Annotated in this window: 18 protein-coding genes; 12 read left to right on the forward strand and 6 right to left on the reverse strand. The window is 62.9% G+C overall.

Features of this window, described 5'->3' with window-relative positions:
* Nucleotides 1-6: 6 nt before the first annotated feature.
* The 6 genes from ABIB91_RS01900 to ABIB91_RS01925 form a co-directional block, all read right to left on the reverse strand.
* Complete coding sequence (locus ABIB91_RS01900; protein WP_354158618.1) at nucleotides 7-855, reverse strand: transketolase; 849 nt, start codon at nucleotides 853-855, stop codon at nucleotides 7-9.
* Complete coding sequence (locus ABIB91_RS01905) at nucleotides 852-1,880, reverse strand: aminoglycoside phosphotransferase family protein (RefSeq protein WP_354158616.1); 1,029 nt, start codon at nucleotides 1,878-1,880, stop codon at nucleotides 852-854. Before ABIB91_RS01905 ends, ABIB91_RS01900 begins: the two co-directional genes overlap by 4 nt.
* Nucleotides 1,877-2,488, reverse strand: a complete 612-nt coding sequence (locus ABIB91_RS01910; protein ID WP_354158614.1) for an HAD family hydrolase — start codon at nucleotides 2,486-2,488, stop codon at nucleotides 1,877-1,879. The genes ABIB91_RS01905 and ABIB91_RS01910 overlap by 4 nt, the downstream gene beginning before the upstream one ends.
* 5 nt (nucleotides 2,489-2,493) lie before the next feature.
* A complete protein-coding gene (locus ABIB91_RS01915; protein WP_354158612.1) occupies nucleotides 2,494-3,495 on the reverse strand; it encodes an NAD-dependent epimerase/dehydratase family protein in 1,002 nt (333 codons plus the stop codon).
* A gap of 27 nt (nucleotides 3,496-3,522) precedes the next feature.
* Nucleotides 3,523-5,094 (reverse strand): PfkB family carbohydrate kinase, encoded by a 1,572-nt coding sequence (locus ABIB91_RS01920; RefSeq protein WP_354158610.1) that lies wholly within the window; start codon nucleotides 5,092-5,094, stop codon nucleotides 3,523-3,525.
* An 83-nt stretch (nucleotides 5,095-5,177) separates the two neighbouring features.
* A complete protein-coding gene (locus ABIB91_RS01925) occupies nucleotides 5,178-6,206 on the reverse strand; it encodes an SDR family oxidoreductase (protein WP_354158608.1) in 1,029 nt (342 codons plus the stop codon).
* A gap of 162 nt (nucleotides 6,207-6,368) precedes the next feature.
* Here ABIB91_RS01925 and ABIB91_RS01930 point away from each other — a divergent pair, with 162 nt between their 5' ends.
* The 12 genes from ABIB91_RS01930 to ABIB91_RS01985 all read left to right on the forward strand — a co-directional run bounded on the left by ABIB91_RS01930 (nucleotide 6,369) and on the right by ABIB91_RS01985 (nucleotide 24,421).
* Nucleotides 6,369-6,956 (forward strand): SIS domain-containing protein, encoded by a 588-nt coding sequence (locus ABIB91_RS01930; protein WP_354158606.1) that lies wholly within the window; start codon nucleotides 6,369-6,371, stop codon nucleotides 6,954-6,956.
* 76 nt (nucleotides 6,957-7,032) lie between these two features.
* Nucleotides 7,033-8,301 (forward strand): methyltransferase domain-containing protein, encoded by a 1,269-nt coding sequence (locus tag ABIB91_RS01935; RefSeq protein WP_354212980.1) that lies wholly within the window; start codon nucleotides 7,033-7,035, stop codon nucleotides 8,299-8,301.
* 376 nt (nucleotides 8,302-8,677) lie between these two features.
* On the forward strand, nucleotides 8,678-8,869 hold the full coding sequence (gene secE / locus ABIB91_RS01940) for a preprotein translocase subunit SecE (protein WP_007602984.1): 192 nt from the start codon (nucleotides 8,678-8,680) through the stop codon (nucleotides 8,867-8,869).
* Nucleotides 8,869-9,423, forward strand: a complete 555-nt coding sequence (gene nusG, locus ABIB91_RS01945) for a transcription termination/antitermination protein NusG (protein WP_007602985.1) — start codon at nucleotides 8,869-8,871, stop codon at nucleotides 9,421-9,423. Before secE ends, nusG begins: the two co-directional genes overlap by 1 nt.
* Nucleotides 9,424-9,553: 130 nt before the next feature.
* A complete protein-coding gene (gene rplK / locus ABIB91_RS01950; RefSeq protein ID WP_007602986.1) occupies nucleotides 9,554-9,982 on the forward strand; it encodes a 50S ribosomal protein L11 in 429 nt (142 codons plus the stop codon).
* A gap of 6 nt (nucleotides 9,983-9,988) precedes the next feature.
* Nucleotides 9,989-10,681 (forward strand): 50S ribosomal protein L1, encoded by a 693-nt coding sequence (gene rplA / locus ABIB91_RS01955; protein WP_354158601.1) that lies wholly within the window; start codon nucleotides 9,989-9,991, stop codon nucleotides 10,679-10,681.
* Between the two features lie 90 nt (nucleotides 10,682-10,771).
* Entirely contained in the window at nucleotides 10,772-11,719 is a 948-nt protein-coding gene (locus ABIB91_RS01960; protein WP_354158599.1) for a 2-hydroxyacid dehydrogenase, read from the forward strand.
* A gap of 576 nt (nucleotides 11,720-12,295) precedes the next feature.
* Entirely contained in the window at nucleotides 12,296-12,814 is a 519-nt protein-coding gene (gene rplJ / locus ABIB91_RS01965) for a 50S ribosomal protein L10 (protein WP_035995742.1), read from the forward strand.
* A gap of 54 nt (nucleotides 12,815-12,868) precedes the next feature.
* On the forward strand, nucleotides 12,869-13,246 hold the full coding sequence (gene rplL, locus ABIB91_RS01970; protein ID WP_007602994.1) for a 50S ribosomal protein L7/L12: 378 nt from the start codon (nucleotides 12,869-12,871) through the stop codon (nucleotides 13,244-13,246).
* Nucleotides 13,247-13,728: 482 nt separating this feature from the next.
* A complete protein-coding gene (rpoB, locus tag ABIB91_RS01975; protein ID WP_007602996.1) occupies nucleotides 13,729-17,844 on the forward strand; it encodes a DNA-directed RNA polymerase subunit beta in 4,116 nt (1,371 codons plus the stop codon).
* Nucleotides 17,845-17,972: 128 nt separating this feature from the next.
* A complete protein-coding gene (gene rpoC, locus ABIB91_RS01980) occupies nucleotides 17,973-22,169 on the forward strand; it encodes a DNA-directed RNA polymerase subunit beta' (protein WP_007602997.1) in 4,197 nt (1,398 codons plus the stop codon).
* 191 nt (nucleotides 22,170-22,360) lie between these two features.
* Nucleotides 22,361-24,421, forward strand: a complete 2,061-nt coding sequence (locus ABIB91_RS01985; protein WP_354158596.1) for an FAD-dependent oxidoreductase — start codon at nucleotides 22,361-22,363, stop codon at nucleotides 24,419-24,421.
* Nucleotides 24,422-24,504: the final 83 nt, after the last annotated feature.

Below are 24,504 nucleotides of genomic sequence, written 5' to 3' on the forward strand. Positions count from 1 at the left end.
AGCCGATCAAAAATCCCCGACGGCGACGCGGATGGCGTCGAGCTCGCTGTCGGTGAGCTTGTTCTTGTGATGCCAATCCGCGTTGGATTCCGCGGCCGGCAGACCCTTGCCCTTGACGGTATGGCAGATGATCGCTGTGGGTTCTCCCGGAACGGCCGGGACCTGCTTCAGGACAGTGCGCAGGGCGCCGACGTCGTGGCCGTTGAGCTCCTGCACGGCAAAGCCGAAGCTGCGCCATTTGTCCGCGAGCGGCTCCAGCGGCAGGACGTAATCGGTGGGCCCGTAGCTCTGCAGCTTGTTGTAGTCGATCAGCGCGACAAGATTGTCGAGCCCGTGCTTGGCCGCGCCCATGGCAGCTTCCCACACCGATCCCTCGTTGATCTCGCCGTCGCCGAGAAGGACGAAGGTACGGTAGGTCCGCTCGCGCATGCGCGCGGCGAGCGCCAGGCCGACACCGATCGACAGTCCGTGTCCGAGCGCGCCGGTCGAGGCCTCGACCCCCGGCACCATTCCGTATTCGGGATGTCCGCCCAAAATGCTGTCGGGGCCGCAGAAACCGTCCAGCTCCGACAGCGGAAAGAATCCGCGATCGGCCAAGAGCGCATAGAGTGCCAGACACCCGTGTCCCTTGCTGAGGATCGCGCGGTCGCGGGTCGGATCGCGCGGATTGCTCGGATCGATCCGCAGCACGTCGTCGTAGAGCACGCGGACCATCTCGATCAGCGACAATGCCGGACCGACATGTCCGCGTCCCGCAGAGCGGACAGAACCGAGCACCAGGCGGCGCAGATAGAGGCTGCGCTCATCCAGCGTGCAGGCGAGGGCGGCTTCAGCGTGGGGTGAGATCCGGGTCACTTCGGTAAATCGGTTGGGCGAATCGTCTGGTGAAGTCGGCGGGCTTTGTCGAGCTGACCGGCGAGGCGGATCCTAACATCGCCACCTTGCGCAGGCATTGCGCGCCGGGAGCGGCTGTCCGGCAAATACGCGTTCAGGACAATCAGGCACCAGATTCCCTTGAACACAGGATATAGTACGTCAAGGCGGATCGCAAACGCGTCATCGCTCGCCTCGAAGGCGCGCGACAGCCGTTCGATCAAGCGATTCGCGCTCGCTTCCGGCAGGTCGCTGCCGGGGTGAATGGCGGTGTCGGACACGAGCTTGACCGGATCGTCCCAGCCAAAATATTCGAGGTCGATGAATCGCAAGCGCCCGTCTTCGGCGCGCAGCGCGTTGTGCAGTCCGAAGTCGGACGGACTCAGCGCGCGATGGGTGGGCGCAAGGTCCGCCGAGGGACCCCGGCCCAGTTCCGCGTAGCGCCGGCGGAGCTGCCGAATCGCGACGGCAGTGCTGGGAACCAGGCTGCCTTCGATAAACGTGCGCAGGTCCGGATGATCATCCAATGCCCGCCTCAATGCGTCCAGGCGCTGCTCGTACTGGGCGATGGCCGCTTCTGGCGAAAAGATGCTGGCTGAGGCGTTGCGCAAATGCTGCGCGCCTTCGGCGTCGCGCAGCTTCTGCAGCCCGATGAGGAAATCGGCGAGTTGATCGGCATCGTCGCCCTGGGGGCGCAGCACCGCAGGTTCGCCGTCGAACCATTGGTACAGCGCGCAGAACGCATCCGCGTCCTTCGCGACCGGCCGTGGTGTCGACGTGATGCCGTGGCGCGCCAGGAACGAGAGTGCATCATACTCCTGTCCCAGGCGATCGCGTCCGTCGGACGGATAATGCTTGAGGGCGAGGGGCGGTCCCTCCGCCATCTCCAGCCGAAAAACCCTGTTGTTGCCGCCGGACCGTGCCGGCTGGGCGTCTGCGACACGCGCACCGGCCAGGCGGCTGCCGATTGCCATCGCATCCGGCGCGGTGATGTCGGTCTCGCTCATGCTGCAAACACCTCGCGGCGGATATCGGCCCATGTCGCGATCGGCTTGCAGTGTTCGGGGTGGGGAGGCTCCGACCGCGTGAACAGGATCGATCGCGTGGTTTTCGGAAAATGCGGTTGCTCGAAGACGTCGACCAGATCGTCGATGAAGACGTCCAGCTTCAGACTCGCGAGCCTCTCGACCTTGGCGGCCAGTGTGTGCTCGAAATAGACGTCGTCGACGGCCAGCGCCGCATCCGCAGCGTCGATCAGGCCGGCTCCCCGCAGCCAGCCGCGCGCCGCGTCGCGCAGGTCGGTGCGGTCGGGGTCCTGATGACCGAATCGGGTCTTGTGGCTGACGATGCAGACCTTCGAGCCGGCCCGCTTGCACGCCACCAGGAATTCCCGCACGCCCGGATAGATTTCGGCGCCGCCAATTCCCTTGCCGTAGACGAAGCCTTGCACTCCTTGCCAGGCGAGCTCGCCGCCCGCGCTGGACCGGAGATGATCCCGTAGGTCGGTCTTCAGCCCCTCCCACCCTTCCGGCACCAGCCCACGCTGAAGTGCGACGGCGGCAAAGACCTTGTCGTAGCAGATGATCGTGTTGTCGAAATCGATGCCGATCCGCACGCCGCTCACTTCAGGCTGATGTTCTGCATCATCTTGATGTTGAAGTACCGGGGGTCGTTAAGCGAGTTCGGCAGTTGGCCGGCCTTGAAAGCGTCAACGAGGCCGGACACGGCCTGCTCGATCGTATGGCACGGCGCAAAGCCGAGCTCGCGCCGGATCTTCTCCGAAGAGACGTGGTAGGAGCGGAGATCGTCGGTCGGCTCGACGACGACGTCGACATTGCTGCCGACCACCGACTTGACGATGTCGGCGATCTTCATCAGCGAGTGGTTCTCGTAGCCGATATTGTAGGTCTTGCCGTCGATCTTTGCGTCATCCAGCTGGAGCAGGAACAGATAGGCGGCTGACATGTCCTCGATGTGCAAATTGGGCCGGCGCTGCGTTCCGCCGAACACGCGGATGCGGCCGGTGTTAACCGCGAGATTAGTCAGGATGTTCACGACGACGTCGAGCCGCTGTCGCGGTGCGTAGCCGCAGACGGTGGCGGGGCGAACCGTGCAGGCGACGAACCCGGACGCGGCCTCGTCGGCTAAATCGGTCTCGCACATCGCCTTGAACTTCGAGTAGTCCGTGAGCGGCTCGCAGGACAGGTCCTCGGTCACCTCGGCTTCGTCCTTGATTCCGTAGACGCTGGACGAGGAGGCATAGATGAAGCGCTTGATGCCCGCCTTCTTGGCGGCGCGCACCATCGGCCGGAAGCAGTCGTAGTTGATGGACTTGCCGAGCCCCGGGTCCAGCTCGAACGACGGGTCGTTGGAGATGCAGGCGAGGTGGATTACGGCGTTGTTGCTGCGCAGGCCCTCGTTCATCGCGGCTTCGTCACGGATGTCACCCTTGATCAGGCGCAAATTGGGATTGTTGCGGACGGCATCGAACACGTCCTCGCCATACATGAACAGGTCGAGCACGGTGACCTTGTGGCCCGCAGCGAGCAACTGGGGAACCAGCACGCTACCGACATAGCCGGCACCACCGGTGACCATCACATTCCATTTTCGACCAATCACTGTCGTTCTCCAGTATCTGCCGTCGCGCTACTTCAACAGCGCGGTGACGAACTTGACTAGCGGCACCTTTTCGACCGAGCTGCGGTGGCCGACGATCCCGACCTTGATCGCGCCGGCTGCGTTCCCGATGAAGGCGACGTCCTCGATATTGCCGCCGGCGGCAACCAGCGGCGCAGTGATCGTCAGGAAGGCGTCGCCCGCGCCGACGGTATCGACGACGGTCTTGGTGAAGGCGGGGACGCGCGTGACGCCGGTTTTCGACGAGAAGGGGTAGCAGCCGAAGGAGCCGTGCGTGATGATCATGTTGTCGCAGTCGATCTTGCCGTGCAAGCCGGCCTCGATCACGGACGCGATGTCGCTGAACTTGTCGCTTGCAGCCAGACGCGCCTCCGGCGCGTCGATGCAGATGTAGTCGGCCCGCGGATACCTCGTGATCAGGTTGTAGCCGTGATTGCCGCTGTTGCTCTGGGCATTGACCGCCAGGAATCTGGAGTTGGCGATCAGGGTGTCGATCGTGCTCGACGCGATCATGCCGTGACCGAAATCGGTGGCGATCACCACGTCCGCGCCACGGACGCGCTCCGTCGTGATACGGTCGATCTCCTTCCGATCGGCCTCGTCGAGCGGCGTGTCGTCCATGGTGTAGACTTCGAAGAGCTTGTGCAGATATCCCAGCTCGACGTACCGCGATTTGCGGGTCGTCGGACGGCCCTGAAGGCGGATCGGCGTCAACGTGACGTTCGGGCGGACATGCGCCCGAATGAACTCCTCAGGGTAGTCGTTGCCACCAAGCGTCGTGACGACCTCCACCGACTTGCAGAAACTCGCCACATGGTTCGCCGCGGCAATGACGCCGCCCGCAAATTGCTCGCCGCTCTTGAACAGCGTGGCGACGATGTTTTCCTTCGAGGCCTTTCCGAGCGCCGTGACGTACTGGTATTCGTCGATGATGGTGTCGCCGACCAGCACGACGTGCATGTCCTGCACCCTGTCGATCAGCTTCAGCAGGCGATCGGCGCCGCCACCTTCACGGACTTTTTGCAGGTAGTCGCGGAGGGGAGGATCGTAGATGTCGAAATACCGGTTCACCAGCGACGAGGAGCTGAATGTCACGTCGCGGGTGAACACGATGCGTCCGCCGTGACGCTCGACGGTGTCGCGCTCGGTCCGGATCTTGCCCGTTACGTCGTCTTCGGGGTTTTCATAGTCGGACCCCTTCACATAGATGTCCGGCCGCACCGTATCCAGGATCGGCTCGGCGCTGGAGGTGTGATTGATGCCGACCCAATCGACGGTCGCGAGCGAGGCCAGCATCTCGGCCCGCATGTTTTCGGGGAAGATCGGCCGACCTGGTCCCTTGTTGACGTAACGGTCGGCGGTGATCGTGACCATGACGACGTCGCCCTCGTTGCGCGCCGCCTGGATGTGTCTGATATGGCCGAGATGCACGAGGTCGAAGACGCCGTGGCAGAGTGCAACCTTCCGGCCCCGCGCTTGCGCGGAGCGCGCGATCTTGCCCAGTTCCTCGATTGTCTTGATCTTTTCGTGCTCCACCAGTTGGTCGTTCAACGCGGGATTGTCGGTCGGAATATAGCCCATGTGAATTACCTAAAGCGCCGGCCGGCCTCAGCCGGGCGGCCCGGAATTGATCGATTCGCGGCAACGATACCCGGCGAACCTGTTCACTGGCTTGCCTTCTGCGGCGCGCCGGATGGCGCGTCGTTGTTGTCTGCGAGATATTTGAACCAGTCCTTCGTGGCGTCCGCGATCTTGTCCACTGTCCACAGGGGAGCGTCCTTGTACTGATCCATCGAATTCAGCATCGTCGCGACCCCGTCCTCAAATCTTACCTTCGGCGTCCATTTCAGGATCCGCTTGATCTTGGTGATGTCGGCATAGGTGCAATCGGGCTCGCCGGGACGCTTGGGAATGTGGACCTTGTCGCCGCCGAGAAGCTCAACCAGCCGGTTGACACTGTAGGTGTTGTCGGAGCCGACGTTGAAAATCTCGTTCGAGACCTCGGAGCTCGCGGCGGTCACGAAAGCATCGGCGACATCGCTGACGAAGGTGAAGTCGCGGGTCTGTTCGCCGTCGCCGACCACCGTGAAGGGCTTGCCGGCAAGCTTCTGCGCCATGAACACGCCGAACACGGCGCCGTAGGTGCCCGTGGTGCGATGGCGCGGCCCGTACACGTTGAACAGGCGCAGCGCGACCGCGGGCAGCTTGTAGACCTGGCACCAGTGCATGACGCACTGCTCGCCGAGATTCTTAGTGAGGGCATAAGGATACATCGGTCGGATCTCAGCGCTCTCCGGCGTCGGATAGACATCGGGAATTCCGTAGCAGGAGGACGACGCAGCATAAACGAAGCGGCTGACGCCGGCCTGCCGTGCAGCCTCGAGAACGTTGACCGTGCCGTCGACATTGGCGCGGTGATACGGGATCGGGGACTCGATCGAGGGGACGATGTCGGCCAGCGCGGCGAGATGAAACACCCAGTCGATGCCGTCGAAATGCGGCTTGATCGATTCGAGTTCGGTGACGTCGGCCCGCACGATCTTCAGTCGACCAGAATCGACACGCGAGGCCAGATTTTCGGGGCGTCCGATCACGAAATTTTCGAGCGCGACGACCTCATGGTCGTCGTCGAGGAGGCGGTCGACGAGGTGACTGCCGATGAAGCCCGCGCCACCGGTAACGATGCATTTCATAGGAACATCCGTGATGCGAATGCCCAGCGAAACAGGCCCGCCAATGTTGAGTGAAGGTGGAAACCGAATCGGCTGTTGGTCGACTTCGATGGTAATATAGCTTTGCAATCGCTGGTGATAGCCGGTATCAGGGGCGCCATGTCGCCGTCGAGCTGCCAACCCATGCCTGTGGAGCCCATCAATCCCGATCACAAGGCCTTCCTCGACGATTATGTGGGGCGCCTCCATCGCGCGACGGCGGTTGACGACGGGGTTTTCGCCAGGATTTCCGCCACCCGCACGGCTTGGTTGCGCGCGCGCGAGCAGGGCGGCCGAGTCATCTTCATCGGCAATGGAGGCTCGGCCGGCATCGCCTCCCATCTCGCGATCGATCTGGCGAAGAACGCATCGGTGCCCGCACTCTGCTTCAGCGATGCCAGCATGATGTCGTGTCTTGCCAATGATTACGGTTTCGAGGACTGGCTTGCGCATGCTGTGCGGCTGAGCGCTCGCGCCGGCGATTGCCTCGTCGCGATCAGCTCGTCGGGACGCTCGAAGAATATTCTCAATGCGGTCGCGCAGGCGCGGGCAATGAAGCTCGATGTGATCACGCTGTCGGGCATGAACGCCGAGAATCCGCTGCGCAATCTCGGCGACGTCAATTATTACGTCGACAGCCGCAGCTACAACATCGTCGAGACCACGCATCAGTTCTGGATGATGGCCGCGATCGACCTCATCATCGGTGGCGCGGAATATCCGGCGTCCTGAGGCGGTGCCGTCGATCTGATCACCACGGGGTGAGATTGCCTCACCCGCTCGCATGTCTCCGTTTTACGGTCCTACGATGAAAAACCTGTTTTACGTCCGCCATACCTGCCGCCTCTGTCATTCGGACAAGCAAGAGCTTGTCGTCCCGATGGCGGGCATGCCCATCGGCACCCCGAACTTCCAGGTGCCGGATGCAAGCGCCGACGATCCTGTCTTTCGGGCCGCGGTGCCGATGGCGCTGCACCTGTGCGCAGACTGCGGCCACCTGCAGATTCTCCACGTCGGCAATCCGGAGATCCAGTACCGCAACTACGTCTATACCACCTCGCTCTCGCTTGGCCTGCGAGAGCACTTCGCGGGCTACGCCAACGACGTCGTCAGCCGGTTCGCCGTCGCGCCGGGCTCGCTGGTCGTCGAGCTCGGCAGCAACGACGGATCGCTGCTCGGTTTCTTCAGGGAGCGCGGCATGCGGGTGCTGGGTGTCGATCCCGCCGTCGACATCGCGCGGCGTGCGACGGAAGCGGGAATCGAGACCATCGGCGATTTCTTCACCGATGCCATTGGTCGCCGCATCCTGCAAAGCCACGGCGCGGCCAGCGTCGTGATCGCCAACAACATGATCGCAAATGTCGACAATCTCGACCCGCTGGTGATCGGGGTTCGCGACGTGCTTGCGCCGGACGGGCTGTTCGTATTCGAAACGCAGTATGGCCTCGACGTCACCGAGAAGAACCTTCTCGACACCGTCTATCACGAGCATCTGTCGTATTTTAACATCAAGCCGCTGACGCGCTTCTTCGCGCGGCTCGGCATGGAAGTGATCGACGTCCAGCACATCGAGACCAAGGGCGGCTCGATCCGGGTGACGGTGCAGCGTGCCGGCGGCGCGAAGAAGCCGTCCGCTGAGGTCGCGCGCTTCATCGCCGAGGAAGATCGGCTCGGCGTCGACCAGCCGGGTTACTATGTGCCCTACGCGAAGAGGATCGCCGCCATCCGCGACGAGTTGGTCGCGATGGCCGATGCCGCCCATGCGCGCGGTCAACTCGTGGCCGGCTACGGCGTCTCGGTCGGGACCACGACCCTGCTGCCGCAGTTCGGCCTGGAGAACAAGATCGACTTCCTGGTGGACGACGATCCCAAGAAGGCGAACGTGATGGCCGGCCCGGGATACGACATCCCGATCCTGCCGCCCGCCGCCCTTTACGAGCGCAAGCCGGCGTTCGTCGTCGTCTTCGCCTGGCGCTACGTGGACCCGATCCGGGCCAAGTATGCCGGCTATTTCGCCGAGGGCGGAAAGTTCGTTGTGCCGTTGCCGGGCATTTCGACGATCGACCGGGCCGACTGACCTTGAGGAGGCGCTAATGGGGCGGCAGATGACGGGCCCGGTGGTCTCGTCCTGCCAGGAACCGGCTGCGCCCCTTGGGACGGCGGATTGCAGGCGGCAGATAAGCCCTTGATTGGCCTGATCTCTGGTCGGTCGCCTGTGGAGGTCGTTTTGCTCGCGCCAGCCCTCCCTGTCTTGACCTTTGGCCCCATCCGCAGTAGATACCGCGCACTCGCAGCCGGCCCGTTAGACGCGGATCTCCGGCGCGGCTTTGAAATCCCCGAACAATCGAGCCCGGATTCCGGCTCATCCTTCGAGACAGAGGGCTGGGCCAACGGCGGCTGTTCGGATCCCTGAAATTCATTCGCGTCTGTCGACGGACGTTGGACATCAAACGATGGCAGTCAGCCCGTTCAAGTTCTTGCAGGAAGTGCGCTCGGAGACCGCCAAGGTCACCTGGCCGACCCGCCGCGAGACCACGATCACCACCATCATGGTGTTCGTAATGGTCGCCGTGGCCTCGATCTTCTTCTTCGCCGCCGACCAGATCATCCGCGTCCTCATCACCTTCCTTCTGGGCATTCACTGATGGCAACAGCAACGGCTCAATTGTCTGACAAGCGCTGGTACATCGTCCACGCCTATTCGAACTTCGAGAAGAAGGTCGCCGAATCGATCCGCGAGCAGGCCAAGCAGCGCGGGCTCGAGGAGCTGTTCGAGCTGGTGCTGGTCCCGACCGAGAAGGTCACGGAAGTGCGCCGCGGCCGCAAGATCGATGCCGAGCGCAAGTTTTTCCCGGGCTACGTGCTGGTGAAGATGAAGCTGACCGATGAGGCGTTCCATCTGATCAAGAACACGCCGAAGGTGACCGGCTTCCTCGGCGCGGAAAACAAGCCGATGCCGATCTCGGAAGCCGAGGCCATGCGCATCCTGCACCAGGTGCAGGAGGGCGTGGAGCGGCCGAAGGCGTCGGTGTCGTTCGAGATCGGCGAGAACGTCCGCGTGGCCGATGGCCCGTTTGCCTCGTTCTCGGGTGTGGTCGAGGAAATCGACGAGGCGCGCTCGCGCGTGAAGGTCGCGGTGTCGATCTTCGGCCGCGCCACGCCGGTCGAACTGGAATTCGGTCAGGTCGAGAAGGTCTGATCGGGTAGGCGCGAGACTTCGGTCTCGCGCAACAAGAGGCCGTGGGAGGGAGAGGGCGGTTGCCAGCCGCATCCGACCCAGACCACGAACCTGAAACCGCCGGCCCAGGCCGGCCCAACAGGAGTGATACATGGCAAAGAAAGTGACCGGATACCTGAAGCTTCAGGTCCCGGCCGGTGCGGCGAATCCTTCGCCCCCGATCGGTCCCGCGCTCGGTCAGCGCGGTCTCAACATCATGGAGTTCTGCAAGGCGTTCAACGCCCAGACCCAGAAGGAAGAGAAGAACACCCCGATTCCCGTCGTGATTACGATCTACGCCGATCGTTCCTTCACGTTCGAGATGAAGACCCCGCCGATGTCCTTCTTCCTCAAACAGGCTGCCAAGATCCAGTCCGGCTCCAAGGCGCCGGGCCGTGACAAGGCCGGCGCGGTGACCAAGGCGCAGGTGCGCGAGATCGCCGAGAAGAAGATGAAGGATCTCAATTGCGACTCGATCGAGTCGGCCATGAAGATGGTCGAGGGCTCTGCCCGTTCGATGGGTCTGGAAGTGGCAGGGTAAGCGGTCATGGCAATCGGAAAACGTTTGAACAAAGCCCGCGAAGGTATTGATCGCGAAAAGCTTTACCCGCTCACCGACGCCATCAAGATGGTCAAGGAACGCGCGAAGGCGAAGTTCGACGAGACCATCGAGGTCGCGATCAATCTCGGCGTCGATCCGCGTCACGCCGACCAGATGGTCCGTGGTGTCGTGACCCTGCCGAACGGCACCGGCCGTACGCTCCGCGTCGGCGTGTTCGCCCGCGGCGCCAAGGCCGACGAGGCCAAGGCGGCGGGGGCCGACGTCGTTGGCGCCGAGGACCTGGTCGAGAAGGTGCAGAACGGCTCGATCGATTTCGACCGCTGTATCGCAACCCCCGACATGATGCCGCTGGTCGGCCGCCTTGGTAAGGTGCTCGGCCCGCGCGGCCTGATGCCGAACCCGAAGATCGGCACCGTGACCATGGACGTCACCGGCGCCGTGAAGGGCGCCAAGGGCGGCTCGGTCGAGTTCCGCGTCGAGAAGGCCGGCATCCTGCAGGCTGGCGTCGGCAAGGCCTCGTTCACCGAGGAAAAGCTGGTCGAGAACATCAAGGCACTGGCTGACGCTGTCTCCAAGGCCAAGCCGGCGGGTTCCAAGGGCACCTACATCCAGCGCGTTGCAGTGTCCTCGTCGATGGGTCCCGGCGTGAAGGTCGAGCCGGGCACCATTCTCGGCTAAGGTTCGGAAACGACATGAGGCGAGGGGCGGAATTGGGCAACCGATTCCGCCCCTCGTCGTTTGTGACGGCGTTCACCGGAAACAAGAACAATGACTGACAAGGTCCTGATCTACTCGCGCTTTCCCAAGACAATGATGGCGCGCTTCGCCGAGCGGTTCGAACTGCTCGACACCGGCGGCAAGCCGGCGCGCGAGGTGTTTTCGGCCGACGCGCTCGGCGGCATCCGCGTAGTGCTCACCGCCGGCGGCACGCCGCTGGGCGCGGAGGCGATGGACCTGTTTCCGAAGCTCGGTGCCATCGTCTGCTACGGCACTGGCTATGACGGTGTTGACCTGAAGGCCGCTGTTGCCCGCAACATTGCGGTCGGACATAGCCCGGGCGCCAATGCGGCCTCGGTCGCCGACATCGCGATGACCCTGATGCTCGCGACGACGCGGCGAATCCTGGTTGCCGACCAGTACGTCCGCAGCGGCGATTGGGCCGCGTCAAAGCCCTCGCCGATGATGCGCCCGCAGGCCGGGATGCCGGGCCGCCGCATCGGCGTCTACGGCATGGGTGAGATCGGCCGCAAGATCGCAGCGCGCTGCGCATCCTTCGAGAGCGAAATCGGCTATTTCAGCCGCAGTAGGTACGATCTGCCCTATCAATATTTCCCGACGCTGGAGGCGCTCGCCGACTGGTGCAGCGTGCTGATGATCGCGGTCCGGGCAGGGGCCGAGACCCAGCATGCCGTCAGCGCCGATATCCTCAAGCGCCTCGGGGCGGACGGCTATGTCGTCAACATCTCCCGCGGCTCGGTGATCGACGAGAAAGCCCTGGTGGTGGCGCTCACCGAAAAGACCATCGCCGGCGCCGGTCTCGACGTCTACGACCAGGAACCGCACGCCCCGGACGCGCTGACGGCGCTCCCAAATGTCGTGTTCGCCCCCCATATCGGCGGCCACACCCTCGAATCGCACGTAGCCATGCAGAACTGCGTGCTGGCGAACCTGACCGCGTTTTTCGAAGGCAGGCCGCTGCCTTATGAGGTCAAATGAGCGGAACCGGCCCTTGTCGGCCATGGTTAAGCGCGAGCGGCAACGGATTGGAACTGGTGTGAATTTTGCTCTTGGCAAGCAGGCCCCGAGCGGTTAAAGAACCGCTTCCGGACGTGCCGGCCTCGGCTGGCGCGTTCGTGCACGCATTCCGAAAACAAGCGATGGAGATCATTCCTTTTCAGGACGTCCGTGAGGATTGGCTGGAAAAGGAGGGAAATTCGTCGGGTGTGGGATGCGGGCAGAGGTCGGGCGGTTCGCCGGCTGACCTTGTCCTGTCCAAGACTGCAGGCGCCCGCGGGGAATTTCGATTTCTCAACGGCTTAATCGCATGGCCTGCATAGACGGGTGAAGACCGGATTTCACTTCGTGGCCACCTTAGGGTCGGTTGCGGAATGGGTTTGGTTCGGACCTCGACACGCCGTGGGCCCTAACGGGCTCCCGGAGGGCAGGCTTTGAATTGTCGTCTTGCCCGGCGTGTCCGATGGGTTTGGCCCTGAGGTTCAGGTTTGGGCGGGACGATGGGTGCAACCCGGCGGTCCCGCTTTCGCGATGACCGCCAACCGGAAAGAGCTTGCTGTGGAACGAGCGGCAAAAAAGGAAGCGGTCGAACAGCTCAATGGGGTCTTCAAGACCACGAGCGTCGCGGTCGTTGCCCAATATTCCGGCCTGACCGTTGCCCAGATGCAGAAGCTGCGCATGCAGATGAAGCAGGCTGGCGCCTCGGTGAAGGTCTCGAAGAACCGTCTCGCCAAAATTGCTCTTGAAGGCACTGACGTCGTTGCCATCGGCCCCATGCTGAAGGGACCGACCGTGATCGCCACCTCGGACGATCCGGTAGCGGCGCCAAAGGTCGCCGTCGAATTCGCCAAGGCGAACGAAAAGTTCGTCATCATTGGCGGCTCGATGGGAAAGACCGTCCTGAATGTCGACGGCGTGAAGGCTCTTGCCTCGCTGCCGTCGCTTGACGAACTGCGCGCCAAGATCGTCGGCCTGCTTGTGGCCCCGGCGACCAAGATCGCTCAGCTCGCCAACGCGCCCGCGGGCAAGCTCGCGCGCGTCATCCAGGCTTATGCCTCAAAGGGCGAAGCGGCCTGACGCCCTTCGCAAAACTCAAACCCGAACCAGACTTACATTCAAGGAAACTGAACAATGGCTGACCTGCAGAAGATCGTTGACGACCTCTCGAGCCTCACCGTGCTCGAAGCTGCCGAACTCGCGAAGCTCCTCGAAGAGAAGTGGGGCGTTTCGGCTGCCGCGGCTGTCGCCGTGGCCGGCCCGGCTGGTGGTGGCGCTGCCGCCGCTCCGGCCGAAGAGAAGACCGAGTTCACGGTCGTTCTTGCCGCCGCCGGCGACAAGAAGATCGAGGTCATCAAGGAAGTCCGCGCCATCACCGGCCTGGGCCTGAAGGAAGCAAAGGACCTCGTCGAGGGCGCGCCGAAGCCTGTCAAGGAAGGCGTGAACAAGGACGAAGCCGAGAAGCTCAAGGCCCAGCTCGAGAAGGCTGGCGCGAAGGTCGAGCTCAAGTAAGCAACGCTTACTGGCACGAGATCCCGGTGCGCGTCATCGCAACCGGGGTCTCGGTCCACTCCCCGAAAGGGTGGGCTGGATGCAAAAGGCGTGCGACGGAACGACCCGACGCAGGCCGAACACGAAAAAGTGTGGGGATTTGAGGGTTTGTCCCTCGAATCTGCACTAATGTCGCCCCATATCGGGTCGGCAGCACGAAAGCGCGGTGGGCAGGGATGCCGCATTCCCTGTAAGCCGTTGGGAGAGCAAGCTATTTCGGGCTTTTGCAGTCCGTGAAGAGGATGGTTGTGACGGGCGGGCGCGCTCTTGCGCCCCGCGCGTCGTTTTGCGTTTTGAAGGTCTGAAGAACAGATTCAGGACATTCCTGCCTGAAACTGAGTCTCCGGCCCCCAAGACGGGTTCGAAAAATTCAACCCGGGGAGCGGCGGTCGCCGCGTTCCGGAGGGCGCGCCCAAATCGGGCGACGAAAATGAGAGGCCACGATGGCGCAGCAGACATTCACCGGTCGCAAACGCGTTCGCAAGTTCTTCGGACACATCAAGGAAGTGGCCGAGATGCCGAACCTCATCGAGGTTCAGAAGGCGTCCTATGACCAGTTCCTGATGGTCGACGAGCCCCAGGGCGGACGGTCGGACGAGGGCTTGCAGGCGGTGTTCCGCTCGGTCTTCCCGATCTCCGACTTCTCGGGCACCTCGATGCTGGAATTCGTCCGCTACGAGTTCGAGCCGCCGAAATACGACGTCGACGAGTGCCGCCAGCGCGGCATGACCTTCGCGGCTCCCCTCAAGGTGACGCTGCGCCTCATCGTGTTCGATATCGACGAGGAAACCGGCGCGAAGTCGGTCAAGGACATCAAGGAGCAGGACGTCTACATGGGCGATATCCCGCTCATGACGATGAACGGCACCTTCATCGTCAACGGCACCGAGCGCGTCATCGTCTCGCAGATGCACCGTTCGCCGGGCGTGTTCTTCGACCACGACAAGGGCAAGACCCATTCGTCGGGCAAGTTGCTGTTCGCCGCCCGCGTGATCCCGTATCGCGGCTCCTGGCTCGACATCGAGTTCGACGCCAAGGACATCGTCTATGCGCGTATCGACCGTCGCCGCAAGCTTCCGGTGACGTCGCTGATGTTCGCGCTCGGTCTCGACGGCGAGGCGATCCTCAGCACCTTCTACAAGAAGATCCAGTACAAGCGGATCAAGGAAGGCTGGCGCGTTCCGTTCGACGCCAATCGTTTCCGCGGCTACTCGACCATCAACGACCTGATCGATGCCGATACCGGCAAGGTCGTGCTCGAAGCCGGCAAGAAGCTCACCGTGCGCGGTGCGCGTCAGATGCAGGAGAAGGGCCTGAAGGCGCTGCGCCTGTCGGATGCGGAGCTCGTCGGCAACTACATCGCCGAGGATCTCGTCAATCCCAAGACCGGCGAGATCCACGCGGAAGCCGGTGAAGAGATCACCGACAAGTCGATGAAGGCTCTCAACGAGCAGGGCTACAAGGAGTTGCCGCTGCTTGACATCGACCACGTCAATGTCGGCGCCTACATCCGCAACACGCTCTCGGCCGACAAGAACATGACGCGTGAGGACGCGCTGTTCGACATCTACCGCGTCATGCGTCCCGGCGAGCCGCCGACGCTGGATTCGGCCCAGGCGATGTTCCAGTCGCTGTTCTTCGACGCCGAGCGCTACGACCTCTCGGCGGTCGGCCGCGTCAAGATGAACATGCGCCTCGACCTCGATGCGCCCGACACCCAGCGCACGCTGCGCAAGGAAGACATCCTCTCCGTCATCAAGACGCTGGTGGATTTGCGCGACGGCAAGGGCGAGATCGACGACATCGACCATCTCGGCAACCGCCGTGTGCGCTCGGTCGGCGAGCTCATGGAGAACCAGTACCGCATCGGCTTGCTCCGCATGGAGCGTGCGATCAAGGAGCGCATGTCTTCGGTCGACATCGACACGGTCATGCCGCAGGACCTGATCAACGCGAAGCCGGCGGCCGCTGCCGTGCGCGAGTTCTTTGGCTCCTCGCAGCTCTCGCAGTTCATGGACCAGACCAACCCGCTGTCGGAGATCACCCACAAGCGCCGCCTGTCGGCGCTTGGACCGGGCGGTCTGACCCGCGAGCGCGCCGGCTTCGAGGTGCGCGACGTGCATCCGACGCATTACGGCCGCATCTGCCCGATCGAGACGCCGGAAGGTCCGAACATCGGCCTGATCAACTCGCTCGCGACCTTCGCGCGCGTGAACAAGTATGGCTTCGTTGAGACCCCGTATCGCAAGGTCAAGGACGGCCGCGTCACCGACGAGGTCGTGTACCTCTCGGCAATGGAAGAGGGCCGCTACACGGTCGCGCAGGCCAACGTACCGCTCGATCCGAAGGGCCGCTTCACCGAAGACCTCGTGGTCTGCCGTCACGCCGGCGAAGTCTTGCCGGTGACCCCGGACAAGGTCGACTACATGGACGTGTCGCCGAAGCAGCTCGTTTCGGTCGCAGCCGCGCTGATCCCGTTCCTCGAGAACGACGACGCCAACCGCGCGCTGATGGGCTCGAACATGCAGCGCCAGGCGGTGCCGCTGGTTCGCGCCGAGGCGCCGTTCGTCGGCACCGGCATGGAAGGCGTGGTTGCGCGTGACTCGGGTGCTGCGATCGCGGCGCGCCGTTCGGGCGTGATCGACCAGATCGACGCGACCCGCGTCGTCATCCGCGCCACCGAAGATCTCGATCCGACCAAGTCGGGCGTCGATATCTACCGGCTGATGAAGTACCAGCGCTCCAACCAGTCGACCTGCATCAACCAGCGTCCGCTGGTGAAGGTCGGCGACATCGTCAAGAAGGGCGACATCATCGCCGACGGTCCGTCGACCGATCTCGGCGAGCTCGCGCTCGGCCGGAACGTGCTCGTCGCGTTCATGCCGTGGAACGGCTACAACTTCGAAGACTCGATCCTACTGTCGGAGCGGATCGTGAAGGAAGACGTGTTTACCTCAATTCATATCGAAGAATTCGAGGTGATGGCCCGCGACACCAAGCTCGGACCCGAGGAAATCACCCGCGACATTCCGAACGTGTCGGAAGAAGCGCTGAAGAACCTCGACGAAGCCGGCATCGTGTACATCGGCGCGGAAGTGCGCGCCGGCGACATCCTGGTCGGCAAGATCACGCCGAAGGGCGAAAGCCCGATGACGCCGGAAGAAAAGCTCCTGCGCGCCATCTTCGGCGAGAAGGCTTCCGACGTCCGCGACACCTCGCTGCGCGTTCCTCCGGGCGTGCAGGGCACCATCGTCGAAGTGCGCGTGTTCAACCGGCACGGCGTCGACAAGGACGAGCGTGCGCTGGCGATCGAGCGGGAAGAGATCGAGCGTCTGGCCAAGGACCGCGACGACGAGCAGGCGATCCTGGACCGCAACGTCTACAACCGTCTTGCCGAGCTGCTCGAAGGACGGCAGGGCATCGCCGGTCCGAAGGGCTTCAAGAAGGACACCAAGATCACCCGTGCGGTGCTCGAGGAGTACCCGAAGTCGCAGTGGTGGCTGTTCGCTTCGCCGAACGACAAGCTGATGGCCGAGATCGAGGCCATGCGGAAGCAGTACGACGAGTCGAAGAAGGGGCTTGAACAGCGCTTCCTCGACAAGGTCGAAAAGCTTCAGCGCGGTGACGAATTGCCGCCCGGTGTGATGAAGATGGTCAAGGTCTTCGTCGCGGTGAAGCGCAAGATCCAGCCCGGCGACAAGATGGCCGGGCGCCACGGCAACAAGGGCGTGGTGTCGAAGATCGTGCCGATCGAGGACATGCCGTTCCTCGAAGACGGTACGCATGCCGACATCGTGCTCAATCCGCTCGGCGTGCCCTCGCGCATGAACGTCGGACAGATCCTCGAGACCCATCTCGGCTGGGCGTGTGCCGGCCTCGGCAAGCGTATCGGCCAGACGGTCGATGCCTATTTGTCGAAGCAGGACATCAGGCCGCTGAAGGAAACCTTGAAGAAGGTCTACGGCGAGGACGAGACGATCAAGTCGCTCAACGACAACGAGTTGATCGAGCTCGGCCACAATCTGAGCCGCGGCGTTCCGATCGCGACGCCGGTGTTCGACGGCGCCAAGGAAGCCGACATCGAGGAGATGCTGAAGCTTGCCGGTCTCGACGCTTCGGGCCAGTCGACCGTCTATGACGGCCGCACCGGCGATGCCTTCGACCGCAAGGTGACGGTGGGCTACATCTACATGCTCAAGCTGCACCATCTCGTCGACGACAAGATCCACGCGCGTTCGATCGGTCCGTACTCGCTCGTTACCCAGCAGCCGCTGGGCGGCAAGGCGCAGTTCGGCGGCCAGCGTTTCGGCGAAATGGAAGTGTGGGCGCTCGAGGCTTACGGCGCGGCGTACACGCTCCAGGAGATGTTGACCGTGAAGTCGGACGACGTCGCCGGCCGTACCAAGGTGTACGAGGCGATCGTGCGTGGCGACGACACCTTCGAGGCCGGTATTCCGGAATCGTTCAACGTGCTGGTCAAGGAAATGCGCTCGCTCGGCCTCAACGTCGACTTGCACAATTCCAAGGTCGGACCGGGGACGGCGGAAGCGGCCGAGTAATACGACCCTCATGCCCGGCCTGAATGGCCGGGCATCGGCGCCCAGTCCTCGAATCGCGAGGGCAGGGCGCCCCGCATAGTGATTTTCGAATTTGCTGCCGGAGGCGACCGGCACGCGAGGAGAAGACGATGAACCAAGAAATTATGAATCTCTTTAATCCGACGACGCCGGCTCAGGTCTTCGACCAGATCCGGATCTCGATCGCGAGCCCCGAGAAGATTCTGTCCTGGTCGTACGGCGAGATCAAGAAGCCGGAAACCATCAACTACCGTACCTTCAAGCCCGAGCGCGACGGCCTGTTCTGCGCCCGCATCTTCGGGCCGATCAAGGATTACGAGTGCTTGTGCGGCAAGTACAAGCGCATGAAGTACAAGGGCATCATCTGCGAGAAGTGCTCGGTCGAGGTCACGCTGTCGCGCGTCCGGCGCGAGCGCATGGGCCATATCGAGCTCGCAGCCCCCGTCGCCCACATCTGGTTCCTGAAGTCGCTGCCCTCGCGCATCGGCCTCCTGCTCGACATGACGTTGAAGGATCTCGAGCGGATCCTCTATTTCGAATATTACGTCGTGCTCGAGCCGGGCCTCACCGCGCTGAAGGACCGTCAGCTCTTGTCGGAAGACGAGTATCTGAAGGCGCAGGACGAATACGGCCAGGATTCCTTCACCGCCATGATCGGCGCGGAAGCGATCCGCGAGCTGCTCAAGGGCATGGATCTCGAGAAGCTCGAGCTGACCTTGCGCGCAGAGATGCAGGAGACCGACTCCGACATCAAGCACAAGAAGCTCGCCAAGCGCCTGAAGATCGTGGAAGCGTTCCGCCACTCCGGCAACAAGCCGGAATGGATGATCATGACCGTGGTCCCGGTGATTCCGCCGGACCTGCGTCCGCTGGTGCCGCTGGATGGCGGCCGCTTCGCGACCTCGGACCTCAACGACCTGTACCGCCGCGTCATCAACCGCAACAACCGCTTGAAGCGGCTGATGGAGCTGCGCGCGCCGGACATCATCATCCGCAACGAGAAGCGCATGCTTCAGGAGGCCGTCGACGCTCTGTTCGACAACGGCCGCCGCGGCCGCGTCATCACCGGCGCCAACAAGCGTCCGCTGAAGTCGCTCGCCGACATGCTCAAGGGCAAGCAGGGCCGGTTCCGTCAGAACCTGCTCGGCAAGCGCGTCGACTATTCGGGCCGTTCGGTGATCGTGGTCGGTCCCGAGCTGCGCCTGCATCAGTGCGGCCTGCCGAAGAAGATGGCGCTCGAGCTGTTCAAGCCGTTCATCTACTCGCGGCTTGACGCCAAGGGTCTGTCCACCACCGTGAAACAGGCCAAGAAGCTGGTCGAGAAGGAGCGGCCCGAGGTCTGGGACATCCTGGACGAGGTCATCCGCGAGCATCCCGTGCTGCTCAACCGCGCACCGACGCTCCATCGCCTCGGCATCCAGGCGTTCGAGCCCGTGCTGATCGAGGGCAAGGCGATCCAGCTCCACCCGCTGGTCTGCGCCGCGTTCAACGCCGACTTCGACGGCGACCAGATGGCCGTGCACGTCCCGCTGTCGCTCGAAGCGCAGCTGGAAGCGCGCGTCCTGATGATGTCGACCAACAACATCCTGCATCCGGCGAACGGCCAGCCGATCATCGTGCCGTCGCAGGACATCGTGCTCGGTCTCTACTACGTCTCCATCATGCGCGAAGGCCTGCCCGGCGAGGGCAAGATCTTCGGCGAGATGGCGGAGCTCGAGCACGCGCTGCACGCGAAGGTCATCCACCTCCACACCAAGATCAAGTACCGGTGGGAAGGCATCGACGAGACCGGCAAGATCTCCAAGCGCTGGATCGAGACCACCGCTGGCCGCGTCATGCTGGGCAATTTGCTGCCGAAGAACCCGCGCGTTCCGTACGAGATCATCAACAAGCTGATGACCAAGCGCGAGATCTCCGGCGTCATCGACCAGGTCTACCGCCACTGCGGTCAGAAGGAGACGGTGATCTTCTGCGACCGCATCATGGCGCTCGGCTTCTACAACGCGTTCAAGGCCGGCATCTCGTTCGGCAAGGACGACATGGTCGTGCCGCACTCCAAGTGGAAGATCGTCGACACCACACGTACGCTGGCGAAGGATTTCGAGCAGCAGTACAACGACGGTCTGATCACCCATGGCGAGAAGTACAACAAGGTCGTCGACGCCTGGTCGAAGGCCACGGAAGAAATCGCCAAGGCGATGATGAAGGAGATTTCCTCGACCAAGAAGACGGCGAGCGGGGCGGATGCCGACATCAACTCGATCTACATGATGGCTCACTCCGGTGCCCGCGGTTCGCCGGCCCAGATGCGCCAGCTCGCCGGCATGCGCGGCCTGATGGCCAAGCCGTCTGGCGAGATCATCGAGACGCCGATCATCTCGAACTTCAAGGAAGGCCTCTCGGTGCTCGAGTACTTCAACTCGACCCACGGCGCCCGCAAGGGCCTCGCGGACACCGCGTTGAAGACTGCGAACTCCGGCTACCTGACCCGTCGTCTCGTCGACGTCGCGCAGGATTGCATCATCACGCAGGACGATTGCGGCACCAAGCTCGGCATCAAGATGCGCGCCATCGTCGATGCCGGCACCGTGGTCGCTTCGCTCGGCTCGCGCATCCTCGGACGCACGGCCTGCGAAGACGTGCGTGACAGCACGGGCAAGGTGATCTTCAAGCGCGGTACGCTGATGGAAGAGAGCCATCTGGATGCCATTCATCAGGGCGGCGTCCAGGAGGTGAAGATCCGCTCGGCGCTGACCTGCGAGCTCGTCAACGGCATCTGCGGCAAGTGCTACGGCCGCGATCTCGCTCGCGGCACGCCGGTCAACCACGGCGAAGCGGTCGGGGTCATCGCGGCCCAGTCGATCGGCGAGCCGGGCACCCAGCTCACCATGCGTACCTTCCACATCGGCGGTGCGGCGCAGCTGAACGAGCAATCTTTCGTCGAATCCAACTTCGACGGCAAGATCGTGATCAGGAATAAGGCCATCGCCCGCAACAGCGACGGCCACCTGGTTGCGATGGTTCGCAACATGGTGATCGCGATCGTCGATGCCGACGGCACCGAGCGTGCGACGCACCGTATTCAGTACGGTTCGCGCCTGCACGTCGACGAGGGCGACATGGTCAAGCGCGGCCAGCGTATCGTCGAATGGGATCCCTACACCCGTCCGCTCCTCACCGAGGTCGAAGGCACCATCGGCTTCGAGGATCTGGTTGAGGGACAGTCGATCTCGGAAACGCTCGACGAGGCCACCGGTATTGCCAAGCGCGTGGTCATCGACTGGCGCTCGATGCGCGGCGGCGGGGACCTGCGTCCCGCCATCGTGATCAAGGGCAAGGACGGCAAGGTGCTCAAGCTCGCCCGTGGCGGCGATGCTCGCTACATGCTGTCGGTCGACGGCATTCTGTCGGTCGATGTCGGAGCCAAGGTCCAGGCGGGCGACATTCTCGCCCGTGTCTCGACCGAAAGCGCCAAGACGCGCGACATCACCGGCGGTCTGCCGCGGGTGGCGGAACTGTTCGAGGCTCGGCGTCCGAAGGATGCGGCGATCATCGCCGAAATCGCGGGCACCATCCGGTTTGGGCGCGACTACAAGAACAAGCGTCGCATCTCGATCGAGCCGATGGACAAGACCGACGAGGCGCGCGAGTACCTGATCCCGAAGGGCAAGCACATCCACCTTCAGGACGGCGACGTCGTCGAAAAGGGCGACTTCATCGTGGAAGGCAACCCGGCGCCGCACGACATTCTGGCGGTCAAGGGCATCGAGGAACTCGCGGCCTATCTGGTCAACGAGATCCAGGAGGTCTACCGGCTCCAGGGCGTGCTCATCAACGACAAGCACATCGAGGTGATCGTCCGGCAGATGCTCCAGAAGGTGGAAGTCACCGACCAGGGCGACACGGACATGATCTCGGGTGAGCAGATCGACAAGATCGAGTTCGACCAGATCAACGCGAAGGCCAAGGAAGAGGGCAAGAAGATCGCCACGGGGACGCCGGTTCTGCTCGGCATCACCAAGGCCAGCCTTCAGACCCGCTCCTTCTTCTCGGCGGCCTCGTTCCAGGAGACCACCCGCGTCCTCACGGAAGCGGCGGTCAACGGCAAGGTCGATCCGCTCGAAGGCCTCAAGGAGAACGTCATCGTCGGTCGGCTGATTCCGGCAGGCACCGGCGCCTCCATGGCGAAGATCCGCGAAGTCGCGGTGAAGCGCGACAAGATGATCCTCGACGAGCGCGAGAAGCAGGCGGCCGTCGTGCCGCCGGCGCCGGAAGTGGAGCCGATGGCGCTGCCACCTGCGGAATGATCATTCATCCGTAGGAATACCGAGGACACTGAAAAGGCCGGCGCAAGCCGGCCTTTTTGCTGCTTTGTTTCCCTGTTGCGGTGCAGGATCAACCTTTGTTCATCTTTCCTTCAGGCGCAAAAGCGCTTCTGCTAGGAGAGCTTAGACCGGTGGTCCCGTGAAGGGGGCGGGCCGGAGACCACGGAATTCTCATGCTTGATCTCGCAATCGTAGGCGGCGGCCCCGGTGGGCTGATGAGCGCTTGGTATTTGAAGCGCAAGCTCGGCGACCTCTGCCGCGTCACCATCTACGAGGCATCCGACCGGCTCGGCGGCAAGATCGTCACGCGCAAATTCGATTCCGCGCCCGCGATGTACGAGGCCGGCGTTGCCGAGATCTACGACTACTCGATGACCGGGCCGGATCCGTTGCGCGAGTTGATCCAGCATTTCGGCTTGCAGACCATTCCGATGGATGCCGAGCAGGTGCAGTTCGGCGGCGAGCTCCTCAACGACGTCGCGGGCATGCGTCGCAAATATGGTGCCAAGACCGCGGCTGCGATTGAGGCGTTCCGTAAGCGCTGCGCCGAGGCGATGACGCCGATCGAGTATTACGAGGGCGTCGGCGCGCACGACAACGAGAATCCCTGGGCCTACAAGACCGCCGAACAGGTGCTCGACGAGGAGGTCGAGGACGAGACCGCAAAACGATTCTTCAAGGTGATGGCGCGTTCGGACCTCGCGACCGAGAGCCACAACACCAACGGTCTCAACGCGCTCAAGAACTACCTGATGGATGTCGACGGCTATATCGGCCTCTATTCCATCCAGAACGGTAACGAGCAGCTCATCGAGTGCCTCCAGTCGGAGGTCAATGCCGACATCCAGCTCAATCACCGAATCCTCACGGTCGGCAAGGCGCCGACCGGTCGCTATCAACTCAAGATGATGAACGGCAAGGGGCCAGAGACGCGCGACTTCGACCTTGTGCTGGTCTGTCTGCCGCATTCCTGGCTCGGAACCGTCGGCTGGGAGGGCGAACAGCTCCGCAAGTCGATGGTCAAGCACGTCTCGTACTTCGACCGTCCTGCGCACTATTTGCGGGTCTCGATTCTGTTCGACAAGCCGTTCTGGGGCGACAAGATCGCTGGCGCCTGGTTCATGTCGGAGGCCTTTGGCGGTTGCTGCGTCTATAACGAGGGCGCGCGCCATGATGTGGGCAAGCACGGCGTGCTGAACTGGCTGATTCCGGGCTCCGACGCGCTGGCGTTCGCGAATCTCTCCGACCAGGAGCTGATCGATGCCGCGCTGAAATCGCTGCCGGCATCGCTCGGCGATGCACGCGCGCATTTCATGGAAGGCAAGATCCACCGCTGGTTGTCGTCGGTGAACGCGATTCCGGGCGGCTTGCCCGTGCGCGACGTCATGACCAATCACCGCCCCGAGCCGAAGGAACATCCCGGAATCGTGGTGGTCGGCGACTATCTGTTCGACTCGACGCTGAACGGCCTGCTCGATTCCTCGGACGCGGCGACCGACATCATCTTGACCGAGATGATGCGCCTGCGCCGCGAGCGTTCGCAGGACGACAAGCCGCTCTCGGACAAGATCGATCGCGATTATTTTGACAATTATCGCGGCCAGGGTCCTTACAGCGAAGTGTGGCAACACTTCACCGATCCCGACTATCTCACAAAACTGATCGGCATCGTCTGGGGCAAAACCAAAGGCACGAAGCTCTTGATCGCGGGCTCGGCCAGCGGCGAGCTTGTCGGCGCGCTGCGCGACCGCGGTATCGATGCCTTCGGCATCGAGAACAACCGCACCATTCACGCCAGAACGCCGAAGGCGCTGAAGAAGTACAACAAGCTCGGTTCGATCACCGCCATGCCGTTCAAAGAAGGTGCGTTCGACTTCGTGTTCGAGACCAGCCTCTGCCATGTTTCCCCGAAGCAGGTGGTCCGTGCGATCAGGGAGCTGAACCGTGTGGTCAAGACCGGGCTCGTGTTCGGCTCGATCACCTCGGACATGGCGCCGGCACTGATCGACCGCTACGACCTTCTGCGCGGCGTCAAGAAGCTCGGCACCTGGTGGGAATGGTCCGAACTGTTCTTCGGCAACGGCTTCGAGCTGTCGATGCACCGCAAGGACTGCACCGACGCGCTCTGGGAGACGACGCTCGCCGCGAACAAGGGCCCGGGCCAGTGGTACGCCGACGCCGATTCGTTGCGCTATTCCTTTTTCGACAAGGTCGAGGACGAGGAAGACGACTAGCCGCCTGAAGCGGACGCCTTCGCCAATTGTTTTGCCGAATTCATCCTGATCGCATAGAATCGATGCAATAGCGGTTTCCGCTA

It is taken from the genome of Bradyrhizobium sp. JR4.3, from assembly GCF_040547695.1.
Lineage (GTDB): Bacteria > Pseudomonadota > Alphaproteobacteria > Rhizobiales > Xanthobacteraceae > Bradyrhizobium > Bradyrhizobium canariense.

What these genes read in the sequence shown, in the direction of transcription:
- ABIB91_RS01905 (WP_354158616.1), bottom strand. Translation starts at nt 1,880, where the DNA reads ATGAGCGAGACCGACATCACCGCGCCGGATGCGATGGCAATCGGCAGC.
- ABIB91_RS01920 (WP_354158610.1), bottom strand. Translation starts at nt 5,094, where the DNA reads ATGGGCTATATTCCGACCGACAATCCCGCGTTGAACGACCAACTGGTG.
- ABIB91_RS01925 (WP_354158608.1), bottom strand. Translation starts at nt 6,206, where the DNA reads ATGAAATGCATCGTTACCGGTGGCGCGGGCTTCATCGGCAGTCACCTC.
- ABIB91_RS01930 (WP_354158606.1), top strand. Translation starts at nt 6,369, where the DNA reads ATGCCTGTGGAGCCCATCAATCCCGATCACAAGGCCTTCCTCGACGAT.
- ABIB91_RS01935 (WP_354212980.1), top strand. Translation starts at nt 7,033, where the DNA reads ATGAAAAACCTGTTTTACGTCCGCCATACCTGCCGCCTCTGTCATTCG.
- secE (WP_007602984.1), top strand. Translation starts at nt 8,678, where the DNA reads ATGGCAGTCAGCCCGTTCAAGTTCTTGCAGGAAGTGCGCTCGGAGACC.
- nusG (WP_007602985.1), top strand. Translation starts at nt 8,869, where the DNA reads ATGGCAACAGCAACGGCTCAATTGTCTGACAAGCGCTGGTACATCGTC.
- rplK (WP_007602986.1), top strand. Translation starts at nt 9,554, where the DNA reads ATGGCAAAGAAAGTGACCGGATACCTGAAGCTTCAGGTCCCGGCCGGT.
- rplA (WP_354158601.1), top strand. Translation starts at nt 9,989, where the DNA reads ATGGCAATCGGAAAACGTTTGAACAAAGCCCGCGAAGGTATTGATCGC.
- ABIB91_RS01960 (WP_354158599.1), top strand. Translation starts at nt 10,772, where the DNA reads ATGACTGACAAGGTCCTGATCTACTCGCGCTTTCCCAAGACAATGATG.
- rplL (WP_007602994.1), top strand. Translation starts at nt 12,869, where the DNA reads ATGGCTGACCTGCAGAAGATCGTTGACGACCTCTCGAGCCTCACCGTG.
- rpoB (WP_007602996.1), top strand. Translation starts at nt 13,729, where the DNA reads ATGGCGCAGCAGACATTCACCGGTCGCAAACGCGTTCGCAAGTTCTTC.
- rpoC (WP_007602997.1), top strand. Translation starts at nt 17,973, where the DNA reads ATGAACCAAGAAATTATGAATCTCTTTAATCCGACGACGCCGGCTCAG.
- ABIB91_RS01985 (WP_354158596.1), top strand. Translation starts at nt 22,361, where the DNA reads ATGCTTGATCTCGCAATCGTAGGCGGCGGCCCCGGTGGGCTGATGAGC.